Source organism: Flavobacterium sp. M31R6 (assembly GCF_013284035.1).
GTDB lineage: Bacteria > Bacteroidota > Bacteroidia > Flavobacteriales > Flavobacteriaceae > Flavobacterium.
On record NZ_CP054141.1, the window covers coordinates 1561388 to 1575932 of the forward strand.

General features: G+C 34.6%; 15 protein-coding genes and 4 tRNA genes. 18 read left to right on the forward strand and 1 reads right to left on the reverse strand.

The window, feature by feature from the left end; all coding sequences use genetic code 11:
• Positions 1-21 precede the first annotated feature (21 nt).
• The 5 genes from HQN62_RS06410 (at position 22) to HQN62_RS06430 (ending at position 5841) form a co-directional block, all read left to right on the forward strand.
• On the forward strand, positions 22-1977 hold the full coding sequence (locus tag HQN62_RS06410) for a putative porin (protein WP_173503742.1): 1956 nt from the start codon (positions 22-24) through the stop codon (positions 1975-1977).
• Positions 1978-2099: 122 nt separating this feature from the next.
• On the forward strand, positions 2100-3461 hold the full coding sequence (locus HQN62_RS06415; RefSeq protein ID WP_173503743.1) for a pyridoxal-phosphate dependent enzyme: 1362 nt from the start codon (positions 2100-2102) through the stop codon (positions 3459-3461).
• Between the two features lie 106 nt (positions 3462-3567).
• The gene (locus HQN62_RS06420) at positions 3568-4050 is read left to right on the forward strand and encodes a 3'-5' exonuclease (RefSeq protein ID WP_173503744.1); all 483 of its coding nucleotides are present in this window, start codon (positions 3568-3570) and stop codon (positions 4048-4050) included.
• Positions 4051-4222: 172 nt separating this feature from the next.
• The gene (locus HQN62_RS06425) at positions 4223-5494 is read left to right on the forward strand and encodes a DUF2851 family protein (protein ID WP_173503745.1); all 1272 of its coding nucleotides are present in this window, start codon (positions 4223-4225) and stop codon (positions 5492-5494) included.
• 119 nt (positions 5495-5613) lie between these two features.
• Positions 5614-5841: a PspC domain-containing protein gene (locus tag HQN62_RS06430; protein ID WP_111411249.1), complete on the forward strand. Its 228-nt coding sequence runs from the start codon at positions 5614-5616 to the stop codon at positions 5839-5841.
• Between the two features lie 75 nt (positions 5842-5916).
• Here the strand turns inward: HQN62_RS06430 and HQN62_RS06435 are convergent, their stop codons facing one another.
• Positions 5917-7395: an amino acid permease gene (locus HQN62_RS06435; RefSeq protein WP_173503746.1), complete on the reverse strand. Its 1479-nt coding sequence runs from the start codon at positions 7393-7395 to the stop codon at positions 5917-5919.
• Between the two features lie 253 nt (positions 7396-7648).
• On the opposite strand from HQN62_RS06435, the gene HQN62_RS06440 reads away from it, so the two are divergent.
• The 13 genes from HQN62_RS06440 (at position 7649) to rplK (ending at position 14537) form a co-directional block, all read left to right on the forward strand.
• Entirely contained in the window at positions 7649-8533 is an 885-nt protein-coding gene (locus HQN62_RS06440) for a ComEA family DNA-binding protein (protein WP_173503747.1), read from the forward strand.
• A 17-nt stretch (positions 8534-8550) separates the two neighbouring features.
• Positions 8551-9690 (forward strand): acyl-CoA dehydrogenase family protein, encoded by a 1140-nt coding sequence (locus tag HQN62_RS06445; protein WP_173505528.1) that lies wholly within the window; start codon positions 8551-8553, stop codon positions 9688-9690.
• 256 nt (positions 9691-9946) lie between these two features.
• Positions 9947-10144, forward strand: coding sequence for a 30S ribosomal protein S21 (gene rpsU / locus HQN62_RS06450; protein WP_100431805.1), 198 nt, complete (start codon positions 9947-9949; stop codon positions 10142-10144).
• A gap of 73 nt (positions 10145-10217) precedes the next feature.
• Complete coding sequence (locus HQN62_RS06455; protein WP_173503748.1) at positions 10218-11117, forward strand: tyrosine-type recombinase/integrase; 900 nt, start codon at positions 10218-10220, stop codon at positions 11115-11117.
• Positions 11118-11150: 33 nt separating this feature from the next.
• Entirely contained in the window at positions 11151-11453 is a 303-nt protein-coding gene (gene hpf / locus HQN62_RS06460; protein ID WP_111411245.1) for a ribosome hibernation-promoting factor, HPF/YfiA family, read from the forward strand.
• Positions 11454-11544: 91 nt separating this feature from the next.
• Positions 11545-11618: transfer RNA gene (locus HQN62_RS06465), tRNA-Thr, on the forward strand.
• Between the two features lie 30 nt (positions 11619-11648).
• Positions 11649-11729 (forward strand) — tRNA-Tyr (locus HQN62_RS06470).
• A gap of 86 nt (positions 11730-11815) precedes the next feature.
• Positions 11816-11887: transfer RNA gene (locus HQN62_RS06475), tRNA-Thr, on the forward strand.
• A gap of 54 nt (positions 11888-11941) precedes the next feature.
• On the forward strand, positions 11942-13129 hold the full coding sequence (tuf, locus tag HQN62_RS06480) for an elongation factor Tu (RefSeq protein WP_111411244.1): 1188 nt from the start codon (positions 11942-11944) through the stop codon (positions 13127-13129).
• A gap of 56 nt (positions 13130-13185) precedes the next feature.
• Positions 13186-13256: transfer RNA gene (locus HQN62_RS06485), tRNA-Trp, on the forward strand.
• A gap of 18 nt (positions 13257-13274) precedes the next feature.
• Positions 13275-13472: a preprotein translocase subunit SecE gene (gene secE, locus HQN62_RS06490; protein WP_111411243.1), complete on the forward strand. Its 198-nt coding sequence runs from the start codon at positions 13275-13277 to the stop codon at positions 13470-13472.
• Between the two features lie 9 nt (positions 13473-13481).
• A complete protein-coding gene (nusG, locus tag HQN62_RS06495) occupies positions 13482-14033 on the forward strand; it encodes a transcription termination/antitermination protein NusG (protein ID WP_111411242.1) in 552 nt (183 codons plus the stop codon).
• Between the two features lie 66 nt (positions 14034-14099).
• Positions 14100-14537, forward strand: coding sequence for a 50S ribosomal protein L11 (gene rplK, locus HQN62_RS06500; protein ID WP_035639405.1), 438 nt, complete (start codon positions 14100-14102; stop codon positions 14535-14537).
• Positions 14538-14545 lie beyond the last annotated feature (8 nt).

Here is a 14545-nt window from a genome sequence, read left to right on the forward strand (position 1 = left end):
GCCTAATTATAACCTTTTCAAATGAGAATTTTCTTTTCTTTATTTTTTTTAGCTTTCCCAATTCTCCTGTTTTCTCAAGTAAATAGTGCTAAAGAAATTGATTATAATAGTAAATACAATTCTTCGGATTCCATAAAGAAGAAAAAAGCGCCAGAGGCAACTTATGATATGTATCAGATTATTTCGTTGAATAAGGATACGACTTATATTGATACCACACAATCTATCCGAAAAGAGCACAGTCATAATTATTTAAGGAAGGACAATTTTGGTCTTTTGAGTTTTACCAATGAGGGGCAAACGTATAATACGTTGCAATATGGGCTTAATGGTTTTTCACCTTATCCCGAATTTGGATTTACTGCAAAACAATTTAATTATAGCAAGGCCGAAGATATTAGATACGCAAATGTGGCAACTCCTGTAACCGAGTTGTATTTTAAAACAACAATACAAAGAGGTCAGTCGGCAGATTCTTATTTTTCCATAAATCCGTCTCCAAGACTGAACTTTTCTATTGCTTACAAAGCATTACGATCGGAAGGTAGATACATCAACCACGAATCCAGAACAAATAATTTTAGATTTACGACGAGTTATAATACCAAAAACGGGCGTTATGTTGTCAATGCGCATTATGTTGCCCAGAAGATCCAAAACGAGGAAAACGGAGGGATTAGTAATGTAAGTGATTTTGAGAGTGGTGATCCATCGTTTGATAATAGAGCCCGATTGGGTGTTTATTTTGAGGATGCTATGTCTGTGTTAAAAGGGAAACGTTTTTTTGTTGATCAAACTTTTAGAATAAATCCAAAAAAAGGCAGCAATAATTTATATGTTACTGAGCAGTTTAATTATGAGGATATTTATTTTAATTATACTCAACAAACGGTACCCTCAACTGTTGGAGGTGTAATAGTGGATCGTTATGGAGATTCCTTTGTGACCGGTGGGATTGATGACAAAACGACCTACAATAAAATGTACAACAAATTGGGGTTAGTGTATGAGAACATGACGTTGGGTGCTTTTACTTTTTTTGTTGATGATTTACATTCGAATTATTTCTATAATAATATTTTGTATTTAGACACAGAAACCGTTCCAAATTTGTTAAGCCAAACCATAAACACTGTTGGAGGACAATACAATTATCGCAAGGACAAATGGAATGGGAAGTTCTTATATTCCAAGTCGGTTACGGATCAAAATTTATTCAATCTTGATGCATCGGCTATGTATGATATAAATGATGAGAATCAAATCTCATTTAGATATCAAAGTATGAATAAATTGCCTAATAACAATTATAATTTGTACCAAAGTAGTTATAGAAAATACAATTGGTCAAACGATTTTGTAAATGAAAAAATAAACGCAATAAGTGTGAATGCTGACACTAAATGGGTGTCGTTGTCTGTGCAGCTGAATTCGATAAACGATTATTTGCATTTTGCGGATGTATCGACTGATGCCGAAAGAGCAGTGGGCACACAAATAGTGGCTCCGGCTCAATATGGTAAAGCAATTAATTATGCATCGCTTAAAGTTGCAAAAGAGTTTGTTGTTGGAAAATGGGCTCTAGATAATACTTTATTATTCCAAAAAGTGGATCAATCGGATTTTATTTTGAATGTGCCTGAATTTGTGACCAGAAACACACTGTATTATTCGGACTTTATGTTTGAAAAAAGATTGTTTTTGCAAATAGGGACGGAACTAAATTATTTTACGAGTTATTATAGTAATAGTTACAATCCTTTGATTGGTGAATTTTTTGTTCAAGATAAGGTGAAGATCGGAAATTATCCGCTCCTTGATTTTTTTGTAAATGCCAAAATTCAGCGCACTCGAATTTATTTAAAGGCAGAACATTTTAATTCGCTGTTTTCAAAAAATAACTATTTATCGGCCCCTGATTATCCGTATCGTGATTTCTTAATTCGTTTTGGATTAGTTTGGAACTTCTTCAATTAATTTAGTACTTAGTTATTTAAAAGTTAAGTTTAAATTTGAAAAATTGACTAATTTTGCTTTTATATACAAACTATATCTAAATAGTATGGTTTAAAAACAACCCCCCAATAAAAAAGACAAAAATGGAATACTCAGAAAATATATTAGGAACTATTGGGAATACTCCATTAGTAAAACTCAATAAAGTGACTGTAGAAGTGGATGCTTTGGTTTTGGCCAAAGTAGAGACATTCAATCCCGGTAATTCGGTAAAAGATCGTATGGCTGTAAAAATGATTGAAGATGCCGAAGCAGATGGGCGTTTGCAACCAGGAGGAACTATAATTGAAGGAACATCCGGAAATACCGGGATGGGATTGGCACTAGTTGCCATTATAAAAGGATACAAATTGATTTGCGTTATATCCGATAAACAATCTAAAGAAAAAATGGATATTCTTCGTGCAGTCGGAGCCAAAGTAGTGGTTTGCCCTACCGATGTGGAGCCAACCGATCCACGTTCGTATTATTCGGTTTCCAAAAGATTAGCGGAAGAAACACCAAACTCTTGGTATGTAAACCAATATGATAATTTGTCCAATTCATTGGCGCATTACGAGCAAACAGGTCCTGAAATTTGGAAGCAAACGGAAGGAAAGATTACTCATTTTGTGGTTGGAGTAGGTACAGGAGGAACGATTTCTGGCGTTGGAAAATTCTTAAAAGAGAAAAATCCGAACATCAAAATCTGGGGAATTGATACCTATGGTTCTGTTTTTAAAAAATACCACGAAACAGGTATTTTTGACGAAAATGAAATTTATTCTTATATCACCGAAGGAATTGGGGAGGATATTTTGCCAAAGAATGTGGATTTCTCCTTAATTGATGGATTTACCAAAGTAACTGACAAGGACGCTGCAGTTTATACACGAAAAATTGCACTCGAAGAAGGAATATTTGTTGGGAATTCGGCTGGTGCTGCGGTAAAAGGATTATTACAGCTCAAAGAACATTTCAAGCCGGAAGATGTAGTTGTAGTATTGTTTCATGATTCAGGAAGTCGTTATGTGGGTAAAATGTTCAACGATGACTGGATGCGTGAAAGAGGGTTTCTTGAAGAGGATGTGACCAAAGCCGAAGATGTTATCAAAGATCATATCGATAAGCCTTTGATTGTTGTTCGTACCGAAGAATTGGTTTCGCATGCAATTGATCGTATGCGTAAGTATAATATTTCACAAATTCCTGTGGTAGATATTAATGGATTTGTTGGTTCTGTTGACGAAACTGACCTGTTTAGAAGTTATATGGCCGACAAAAATGTAATTGATAAACCTATAAAAGAAGTAATGGGAAAACCTTTTCCTGTCGTTAAATTAAGCACATCAATCGAAGAAGTTTCCAAGTTTTTCACCAAAGATAATGATGCTGTTTTGGTAGAACTTGGAAATGGAAACCATCAAATTATTACAAAATCAGATATTATTAAGGCGATGAAATAAATTTATTTGGATTGCAGATTTTGTAATAATTATTAAAATCTGCAATCTAAAATCTGCAATCTATCCCGATAGCTATCGGGACCGCAATATAAATTCTAAAATTCCCATGACTTTCACCGCTATAGATTTTGAAACTGCAACTGCTTATCATCCTTGTTCGGTAGGTATTGTTACCGTTGAAAATGGTGTTATTGTAGACGAGTTTGTTACCTTAATCAAACCACCCAATAATGAATATAATCCTTTCACGATACGAGTGCATGGAATATATCCAAGAGACACGGCTAACGCCAAAACGTTTGTGGAAGTATTTCCTGAAATTAAAAAAAGACTACAAAACAGAACCATAGTAGCACATAATGAAAGCTTCGATCGTAATGTTTTGTCCAAATCAATGGCGCTTTATGGTTTGAACTACGAGGATTTGAATATTGGTTCTCGTTGGGAATGCACCGTGAAAATATATAAATCGAAAGGGTTGAAGCCTACAACTTTAAGTGATTGTTGTAGAGCCATGAAAATTAAACTTAATCATCACGAGGCTTTATCGGATGCGAGAGCTTGTGCCAAATTGTATTTATTGAGATGATTTCAATCTATAACAAGATATAATTAGTTTTAGCCAAAGTTCGATTTTTTAATTTTGTAGAATTACCTGTCTTTTTTAATTTTGTAAGTTAAGTTGTTTGTTTTTTTAGTACTTTAGTCTTTTAGGATGAGTCTACTATCTCTCATCGTTTCATCTAATATCAAAAAAAGACATGAAAGAAGATTTTCTCCATCACCTTTGGAAGTTCAAAAAGTTTGATACTTTAAATTTAAAAACTTGCAACCAAGAGGAAATCACGATAAGTAATGTAGGACAGTATTTGGAATTGGCGGGTCCCGATTTTTTTAATGCCCAAATTACTATTGGAAATCAAAAGTGGGCAGGAAATGTCGAAATTCATGTCAAATCATCCGATTGGTATATACATCATCATGAAAAAGATGCGGGTTATGAAAATGTAATTTTACATGTCGTTTGGGAACACGATTCCGAGATTTACAGAAGTAACAATTCGGAAATTCCCGTTCTCGAACTCAAAAACTATGTCAGTAACGATATTTTAAACAATTATAAGAAGCTGCTGACTCCCAAATCTTGGATTTTTTGCGAAAAGCAACTAAAAGAGATTCCTCAATTTACATTAATTAATTGGCAAGAGCGTTTGTTTTTTGAACGTTTGGAAAGAAAGGCTAAACCTATTTTGGATTTGTTGGAATCAACGAACAATGATTGGGAAGCAGTTTTGTTTTGCCTTTTGGCAAAGAATTTTGGTTTAAATACCAATGGTGAAATATTTCTCAAAGTTGCTCAGTCTATTCCTTTTTCTGTTATCCGTAGAGAATGTTTTGAAGTGGAGAATTTGGAAGCATTATTATTTGGTTCAGCAGGATTACTGGATGCTGAGAAAGAAGACGAGTATTTCAAAGATTTAAAATTCAGATATTTTTATTTGCTCCATAAATACCAAATTGAGAAAAGCTGTATCGCACCCGTTCAATTTTTCAAACATCGTCCTGATAATTTCCCGACGATTCGACTCTCACAATTAGCTAATTTGTACCACAAACAGCAAAATCTATTTTCGAAAATAAGTGATCTGAATTCTGTTGAGGCTATTTATGAAGTTTTTGGTGTTTCAGTTGCTCCGTATTGGCAAACCCATTATCAATTTGATAAAGAAAGTCCGAAGAAAAAGAAAATTTTGAGCAAATCTTTCATGGATTTGATAGTTTTAAATACGATTCTTCCGCTTCAATTTGCGTATGCTAAAAGTCAGGGAAAAGAAATCTCCGAAGATTTAATTGCTATTTTAAATGATGTTGAACCAGAAAACAATTCAATTATAGGGAAATTTACTTCTTTTGGTTTAAAGTCTAAAAATGCCTTTGAAACCCAGTCATTATTGCAACTCAAAAATGAATATTGCAATAAAAACAAATGTTTGGATTGTGCTATCGGAATGGAGTTGCTAAAGAATAATTAGGCATTATGAAGTAACTGCTAAATTTTGTCTTTTCACTAATCTATTTAAGAACTTTTTCGCTAGTGAGCTATAGTATTAAAAGATTCTGTAATTTTGCTGATAACTCATAATTCAAATCAATGCGAGCTGTAATAAGATTGAAATTCTTTTTAGAAAAATATGGTTTCCATGTGTCTTCCCGTTTGGCTGACAAGTTAGGGATGCGCGTTACAAATGTCCGTTTGTTTTTTATCTATATTTCGTTTGTGACCGCTGGTTTGGGATTTGGAGTTTATCTTACGTTGGCTTTCTGGATTCGGCTAAAAGATTTAATCCGAGCCAAAAGGACTTCTGTTTTTGATTTGTAGAAAATTATAAGGTATAAAAAAAGGGATTTTAAAGTGGTTAAGCTTTAAAATCCCTTTTTTTTATGTGAATTGGAATTATTCTTTAGTCTTGTTCAATACACTGTTTTTCTTGCCATAAGCAAAATAGAAAACAATACCTAAAGCCATCCAAACAAAAAGTCTCAACCAGTTCGTCCAACCTAAACCGTACATCATTGCACAACATACAAACACTCCTAAAAGTGGTACGAAAGGAACAAGTGGAGTTTTAAATTCTCTCACCATGTTTGGTTCTTTTTTTCTTAAGATAATAACAGAAATACATACAAGAACAAAAGCGAATAAAGTTCCAATACTTGTCATATCTCCAACAATATCTCCTGGAATAAAAGCCGCAAAGGCTCCAACAATTATTAGAATAGCTAGATTTGCTTTGTATGGAGTTTTGTATTTTGAATGTAAATCACTAAATGCTTTAGGTAGTAAGCCGTCTTTACCCATAGAGTAAAAAACTCTTGATTGTCCTAATAACATCACCAAAATAACTGATGAAAAACCTGCTAATATGGCAACGGTAACAAACTGAGCAAGCCAGTTGTAACTTTCTCCCATAGCGTGTATAATTGCATTCGCAACAGATGCTTCCTTACCGCTAGTTCTGAAGAATTCCACTGGTTCAAGGCCTGTTAATACATGTCCAAAAAGAATATATAAAACGGTGCACACTGCTAAGGATCCTAAAATACCGATTGGCATATTTTTCTTAGGATTGATAGTTTCTTGTGCGGCAGTACTCACAGCGTCAAATCCTATGAAAGCAAAGAAAACGGTACCAGCAGCACCTAATATTCCCATTATTCCTCCATAAGCGTGTCCAACTCCATGTTCATCAACGAAAACATCTGTTGGTGGAATGTAAGGGGTATGGTTTGCTGGGTTGATGAAATGCCATCCCAATACAATGATTAGAATTACAATTAGAACTTTAACGACAACGATGATACCATTTACCACTGCTGATTCATGAATTCCTTTTATCAATAATAAACTAATTACGGCAACTATAAAAAGAGCTGGTAAATTTATGATTCCATGTTCTCCTGTTAGGGATGTTTGAAATGGAGAATGACAATACGCAAAGGGAATGGGGTCTATGTGTAGTACATTTGTGAGTAAATTATTTAGATATTCACTCCAGGCAATCCCTACTGTTGCAGCACCTACTGCATATTCGAGAATTAAATCCCAACCAATAATCCAGGCTAAAAACTCACCCATAGTAGCATAAGTATAAGTATATGCACTTCCGGAAATAGGAATAGAAGAAGAAAGCTCGGCATAACACAATCCTGCTAATGCACAGCCAATGGCGGCTACAACAAACGCTATTGTTACTGATGGTCCTGCACTTTGTGCTGCTGCGGTTGCTGTTCTAACGAATAATCCAGCACCAATAATTGCACCGATTCCTAATGCAACTAATGACCAAGCGGTTAATGTTCTTTTTAATCCTTTTTCAGAATCAGCAGCTTCGGCTAATAGTAGGGCTAATGGTTTTCTTTTCCAAATAGACATGGTTTTTATGGTTTAAATGTTATTAAGCGCCAAATGTATTGTTTTTTATAAAAAATAAAAACTATAATTTCATTTAACTAACAAATTAATGAGGTATTCTGGTTTTTTATTTAGAAAAAAAATAGTACAAGTGTGTTTTAAGTTAATTAAAGAATAATAAGTGTTAATATTTTTCTTATAAAAGATTTATTTGTAAATAATTTTTATATTTTTAGATTTCAAATGTTTTGCTCAAAAGCACTTAATTTTAACTATGGGTTTTAACACTATCAAAGATTTTTTTAAATTTTCACGTGAACAACGAATAGGGATTGTTTTCTTGTTTGGGATTATTATAGCTCTTCAATTGGTTTATTTTTTTGTTGATTTCGATGCAATTGAAAAAGAATATCCAGACAAGCAAAAATGGCTTTCCCTGCAATCGGAAGTGGATGCTCAGAAAATGCAGAATCAAAACTATAAACCCAAAATCTACCCTTTTAATCCTAATTTTATTTCTGATTACAAAGGCTATAAACTAGGAATGTCTGTTCAGGAAATTGACAGACTTCTCGCTTTTAGAAAACAAAATAAGTTTGTTAATTCGGTTAAAGAATTTCAAGATGTCACAAAAGTTTCTGATTCATTATTGAATGTAATCGCTCCATTTTTCAAATTTCCCGATTGGGTAAATCATAAAAAAGAAGCTAAAGATTTTAAATATGGTTCGAATTCTACTTTCGGCAAAAAAGAGAAAATTGTTCTAATCGATATGAATCAAGCAACCAAAGATGATTTGATTAAAATAAATGGAATAGGTGAGGCGCTTTCGCTTCGGATTTTAACTCAAAAAGAAAAATTAGGAGGATTTGTTTCTATGGAACAACTCAAAGAGGTTTGGGGTCTCTCTCCAGAAGTGATTTTAAATTTAAACACTCACTTTACCATTATAAAACTTCCGATTTTGCATAAAATTGATGTCAATAATGCGTCAATAAAGGAGCTTTCTCAGTTTTTTTATTTCAAATATGACTTAGCAAGACAAATTGTGAAATATAGAAGTATGAATGGTGATTTTAAAAATATTGAGGATTTGATAAAAATTAACGGCTTTCCTGTTGAAAAAGCAAATTTTATTGCCTTATATTTGGACTTTTAATATAAAAGACATTTATGATGAATTTTGATTACAACGAAACACAATCTTTAATAGCGCAATCTATAAGAGATTTTGCCGAGAAAAATATAAGACCTTATATAATGGAGTGGGATGAAGCTCAAATTTTTCCAGTTCCTTTGTTTAAAAAACTTGGAGAAATGGGATTTATGGGTGTTCTGGTTCCAACAGAATTAGGAGGCTCAGGATTGGGTTACCATGAATATATTACGGTAGTTGAAGAAATTTCAAAAGTTGATCCTTCTATTGGTTTGTCTGTTGCGGCACACAATTCTTTATGTACCAATCATATTCTTACTTTTGGAAACGAAGAACAAAAGAAAAAATGGATTCCGAAACTAGCAACTGCCGAGCATATTGGTGCTTGGGGCTTGACAGAACACAATACAGGGTCAGATGCTGGTGGAATGAATACAACTGCCGTTCGTGATGGAGATTTTTGGGTGGTAAATGGAGCCAAAAACTTTATTACGCATGCCATTTCTGGTGATATTGCGGTGGTAATTGTACGTACTGGTGAAAAAGGAGATTCCAAAGGAATGACCGCATTTGTATTTGAAAAGGAAATGCCTGGATTTACTTCGGGTAAAAAAGAAAATAAATTAGGAATGCGTGCCAGTGAAACGGCGGAATTGATATTTGATAATTGCCGTATTCCAGATGCAAATAGGTTAGGCGAAGTAGGTCAGGGATTTATTCAAGCAATGAAAATTCTGGATGGCGGACGTATTTCCATCGGAGCTTTGTCATTAGGAATTGCTAAAGGGGCATATGAAGCAGCTTTGAAATATTCGCAAGAAAGATATCAGTTTGGTCAACCTATTTCCGATTTTCAAGCAATTTCTTTTAAATTGGCTGATATGGCTACCGAGATTGAGGCTTCAGAACTATTATTGCACAAAGCGGCTTTCCTCAAAGAGCAACACAGACCTGTAACGACATTAGGTGCAATGGCCAAAATGTATTCATCAGAGGTTTGTGTAAAAGTAGCCAATGATGCGGTTCAAATACACGGTGGCTATGGTTATACCAAAGATTATCCCGTAGAAAAATTCTATAGAGATTCAAAATTATGCACCATAGGCGAAGGAACTACCGAAATTCAAAAACTGGTAATTTCCAGAAATTTATTGAAATAAAGATTAGGGCGTGCCACCATCCTGATTAAAGGGCTAATTCTCGTTGTGATTATGTGCCCTTTAATCAGGATGCTGTCGGGCTGTTCGCGTTACTTCGGTAACTTGCTTCCATCCCTCACGCTTGACCAAGAGTATTTTCGGTTTGGATACTATTTTTGGGGCTGTTGAAAATAAATTCAAAAAAATAAAAATAAAGTGCTCAGAATTCAAAATAATGTTTAATTTTGCGCACTTAACGAAAGGGGGTGATAAAATTATGTTAATTATACCAATTAAAGACGGAGAAAATATCGATAGAGCACTTAAGCGCTACAAAAGAAAATTCGATAAAACTGGAACTGTAAGACAACTAAGAGCACGTACTGCTTTTATTAAGCCATCAGTTATCAATAGAATGAAATTCCAAAAAGCGGCTTATATCCAGAATATGAGAGATAGTATAGAGAATATCTAATACGTCACTGCATTTTAAAATAAATTACCGTTAGTAATTAAAGTTTCTTAACTTTGATGCTAACGGTTTTTTTATGGCTACAAATAATAAAGATGCATTTAGAGATTATCTGCAATTTGAAAAAAAATATTCTCCACATACCATAAATGCTTATTTGAATGATATAATATACTTTGAGTCATTTAATAAGCAATATTTTGAACAAGAGACTATTGAGCAGGTAAATTACAGTCAAATTAGAAGTTGGATTGTTTCGCTTGTTGAAGACGGTGTTTCAAATAGTACGGTAAATAGAAAGATAGCTTCTCTAAAGGCTTTTTATAGATTTCTTTTAAAAATAAAACAAATTCAAATTAATCCGTTATTGAAGCACAAAGCTTTAAAAACGGAAAAAAAACTTCAAATTCCCTTTTCAGAAAAAGAACTTACAGAAGCGCTGTCTCAAAATTCGCATTCCGAAGGGTTTCAGGAAATAAGAGATAAGCTAATTGTGGAGTTGTTTTATACTTCAGGAATACGTAGAACGGAACTTATTCATTTGAAATGCTCCAATGTTAATATAATGAGTAATACTTTAAAGGTGTTGGGGAAGAGAAATAAAGAACGCATTCTTCCAATTTTGCCTATAGTGGTAGAGCAGTTGTCGTTATATATTAAGGAGCGTTCCTTTTTGGAAACAATAGTGGATGGGGATTATTTATTTCTAACAAAAAAAGGGTTAAAATTGAGTGATTCTTTTGTGTATCGTTTAATAAATTCATACTTTAGTACTGTCTCCGAGAAGGTAAAAAAAAGTCCTCATATATTACGACATACGTTTGCGACTCACTTATTAAACAACGGAGCCGATTTGAATTCAGTTAAAGAGTTATTAGGACATTCTAGTTTGGCTTCTACACAAATTTATACTCATAGCAGTTTGTCGGAGCTTAAAAAAGTGTATCAAGAGGCGCATCCTAGGAATAAAAAATAACTCTGAAATGTTTAACCATTAAAAAGATTGATTATGAAGGTAAATGTTCATGCAGTTAACTTTACTGTTGACAAAAAGCTAGTAGATTTCGTTCAAGAGAGAATGGATAAATTGGAGAAATATTATGACAGAGTTGTCTCTTCGGATATTTTTATGAAAGTGGAAAAGACAAGTGAGAAGGAAAATAAAATTGTCGAAATAAAGATTAATGTTCCTGGAGATGATTTTTTGGTTAAAAAGCAGTGCAAAACCTTTGAGGAGGCAGTCGAACAATCAGCAGAATCTCTAGAGCGATTGCTGGTAAAACGTAAAGAAAAGTTAAGAACACATATTTAATTAAATTTTTTTTCAAAAAATGTTTTGATTAAAAGATAAAATCTCTACATTTGCAGTCCGTTAGAAATAGCGGACTTTTTTTATTGATATTGCCAGCGTAGCTCAGTTGGCTAGAGCAGCTGATTTGTAATCAGCAGGTCGTGGGTTCGAGTCCCTCCGCCGGCTCAAAAGGCGAAAGTTGTAATAAAAAAAGTTGGGGAGATACTCAAGCGGCCAACGAGGGCAGACTGTAAATCTGCTGTGTGAACTTCGCAGGTTCGAATCCTGCTCTCCCCACAAGAATTAATTTTAGATTGAAGGTTTAAGATTGTAGATTGAAAAAATCTAAAATTAGAAATCTAATCTCTTTAATCAAGGATTCTGCCGACTTAGCTCAGAGGTAGAGTGCTTCCTTGGTAAGGAAGAGGTCACGGGTTCAATTCCCGTAGTTGGCTCAAGTAAGTAGGAAATTGAAATAAATATATAAACTAGATTAAAAATTAAGTAAAATGGCAAAAGAAACCTTTAACCGTTCGAAACCACACTTAAATATTGGTACGATCGGACACGTAGATCACGGTAAAACTACTTTAACAGCAGCAATCACAAAAGTGTTATCTGATGCTGGTTACTGTCAAGCAAAATCATTTGATCAAATTGATAATGCTCCTGAAGAAAAAGAAAGAGGTATTACAATTAATACGTCACACGTAGAGTATGAAACTGCTAACCGTCACTACGCACACGTTGACTGTCCTGGTCACGCGGATTACGTAAAAAACATGGTTACTGGTGCTGCTCAAATGGACGGTGCTATCCTTGTTGTAGCTGCAACTGACGGACCAATGCCACAAACACGTGAGCACATCCTTTTAGGTCGCCAAGTAGGTATTCCTAGAATGGTAGTTTTCATGAACAAAGTGGATATGGTTGATGATGCTGAGTTATTGGAATTAGTTGAAATGGAAATCAGAGACTTATTGTCTTTCTATGAATATGATGGTGATAATTGTCCAGTTATTCAAGGGTCTGCTCTTGGAGGATTGAATAATGATCCAGCTTGGGTACCAAAAATTCTTGAATTGATGGAAGCTGTTGATAGCTGGATTGAAGAGCCGGTTCGTGATACTGAAAAACCATTCTTGATGCCAGTTGAGGACGTGTTTACAATTACAGGTCGTGGAACTGTTGCTACAGGTCGTATCGAAACTGGTATTGCTAATACAGGAGATGCTGTTGAAATCATTGGTATGGGAGCTGAGAAATTAACTTCTACTATTACAGGAGTTGAGATGTTCCGTAAAATCCTTGATAGAGGTGAAGCTGGAGATAACGTAGGTTTATTGTTAAGAGGTATTGATAAAGAATCTATCAAAAGAGGAATGGTTATCATTAAGCCAGGATCAGTAAAACCACACGCTACTTTCAAAGCTGAGGTGTATATCTTGAAAAAAGAAGAAGGTGGACGTCATACTCCATTCCACAATAACTACCGTCCACAGTTCTACGTACGTACAACTGACGTAACAGGGGTTATTACTTTACCAGAAGGTGTAGAGATGGTAATGCCAGGTGACAACTTAACTATCAACGTTACTTTGTTAAGCCCAATCGCAATGAGCGTAGGTTTACGTTTTGCTATCCGTGAAGGTGGTAGAACAGTAGGTGCAGGTCAGGTAACTGAAATTGTAGCTTAATACTATAATAAATACCAAAACCAGTGTCGTTTTGACGACACTGGTTTTTATTAACTACGGGCGTAGTTCAAGGGTAGAATAGCGGTCTCCAAAACCGTTGATGGGGGTTCGAATCCCTCCGCCCGTGCAAAATAAACTAATCACTATGACAAAAGTTGTTAATTACATATCAGAATCATTTGAAGAATTAAAATCAAATGTAACTTGGCCAGCTTGGGCTGAAGTGCAGCGTCTTACGATCGTTGTTGCTGTATTTTCAGTGGTATTCGCTTTAGCAACATGGGGAGTAGATGAGGTATTTGCAAAAGCATTAGCTGTGTTTTTTAACTGGATAAAAGCATAATTTTTTGTAATGGCAGATAATAATATAAAAAAGTGGTATGTCGTTCGTGCAGTAAGCGGACAAGAAAATAAAGTAAAAGCTTATATCGAAACGGAAATAGCTCGTTTGGGTATGAGTGATTATGTTTCACAAGTTCTTGTGCCTACTGAAAAAGTAGTTACTGTAAAAGAAGGTAAAAAATTATCGAAAGATAAGGTTTACTTTCCGGGATATGTTATGTTGGAAGCCAATCTTGTTGGAGAAATTCCTCATATTATTAAGTCTATTACAAGTGTTATCGGATTCTTAGGGGAAACTAAAGGTGGAGAGCCAGTTCCGTTAAGAATGTCTGAGGTAAATAGAATGCTAGGTAAAGTGGATGAGTTGGCTGTAAATACAGATACTCGTGCTATTCCTTTCAACATTGGAGAAACTATTAAAGTGATCGATGGTCCTTTTAATGGATTTAACGGTACAGTTGAAAAAATTAATGAAGAAAAGCGTAAACTTGAAGTAATGGTGAAAATTTTCGGAAGAAAAACACCTTTAGAATTGAGTTTTATGCAGGTTGAAAAAGTATAATTTTTGTTACATCTATAATAACCACTGCAATCGCTTCCAATGATTGTCGTGTTAAATTTTTTAAAAATGGCTAAAGAAATTAGTAAGGTAGTTAAACTACAAGTTAAGGGAGGTGCTGCGAACCCGTCGCCACCGGTTGGACCTGCTTTAGGAGCTGCTGGGGTAAACATCATGGAGTTCTGTAAGCAATTTAATGCTAGAACTCAGGATAAACCTGGCAAAATATGCCCAGTACAAATTACTGTGTATAAAGACAAATCATTTGATTTTGTTGTAAAAACTCCTCCGGCGGCTGTCCAGTTATTGGAAGCTGCAAAGCTAAAGTCCGGATCAGGTGAACCAAATCGTAAAAAAGTAGCTAGCGTTACTTGGGATGTTATCAAAGCAATTGCTGAAGATAAAATGGTAGATTTAAATGCATTCACAATCGAATCTGCTATGAGCATGATTGCTGGAACAGCTAGATCTATGGGTATAACTGTATCAGGAGATTCTCCTTTTTAATTAAGAGA

Bases quoted from the DNA above. Each gene is read 5' to 3' on its own strand.
- HQN62_RS06425 (WP_173503745.1), top strand. From the start codon at position 4,223: ATGAAAGAAGATTTTCTCCATCACCTTTGGAAGTTCAAAAAGTTTGAT.
- HQN62_RS06455 (WP_173503748.1), top strand. From the start codon at position 10,218: ATGGCTACAAATAATAAAGATGCATTTAGAGATTATCTGCAATTTGAA.
- nusG (WP_111411242.1), top strand. From the start codon at position 13,482: ATGGCAGATAATAATATAAAAAAGTGGTATGTCGTTCGTGCAGTAAGC.
- rplK (WP_035639405.1), top strand. From the start codon at position 14,100: ATGGCTAAAGAAATTAGTAAGGTAGTTAAACTACAAGTTAAGGGAGGT.
- HQN62_RS06415 (WP_173503743.1), top strand. From the start codon at position 2,100: ATGGAATACTCAGAAAATATATTAGGAACTATTGGGAATACTCCATTA.
- hpf (WP_111411245.1), top strand. From the start codon at position 11,151: ATGAAGGTAAATGTTCATGCAGTTAACTTTACTGTTGACAAAAAGCTA.
- HQN62_RS06410 (WP_173503742.1), top strand. From the start codon at position 22: ATGAGAATTTTCTTTTCTTTATTTTTTTTAGCTTTCCCAATTCTCCTG.
- tuf (WP_111411244.1), top strand. From the start codon at position 11,942: ATGGCAAAAGAAACCTTTAACCGTTCGAAACCACACTTAAATATTGGT.
- HQN62_RS06430 (WP_111411249.1), top strand. From the start codon at position 5,614: ATGCGAGCTGTAATAAGATTGAAATTCTTTTTAGAAAAATATGGTTTC.
- HQN62_RS06435 (WP_173503746.1), bottom strand. From the start codon at position 7,395: ATGTCTATTTGGAAAAGAAAACCATTAGCCCTACTATTAGCCGAAGCT.
- HQN62_RS06445 (WP_173505528.1), top strand. From the start codon at position 8,551: ATGAATTTTGATTACAACGAAACACAATCTTTAATAGCGCAATCTATA.
- rpsU (WP_100431805.1), top strand. From the start codon at position 9,947: ATGTTAATTATACCAATTAAAGACGGAGAAAATATCGATAGAGCACTT.
- secE (WP_111411243.1), top strand. From the start codon at position 13,275: ATGACAAAAGTTGTTAATTACATATCAGAATCATTTGAAGAATTAAAA.
- HQN62_RS06440 (WP_173503747.1), top strand. From the start codon at position 7,649: ATGGGTTTTAACACTATCAAAGATTTTTTTAAATTTTCACGTGAACAA.
- HQN62_RS06420 (WP_173503744.1), top strand. From the start codon at position 3,568: ATGACTTTCACCGCTATAGATTTTGAAACTGCAACTGCTTATCATCCT.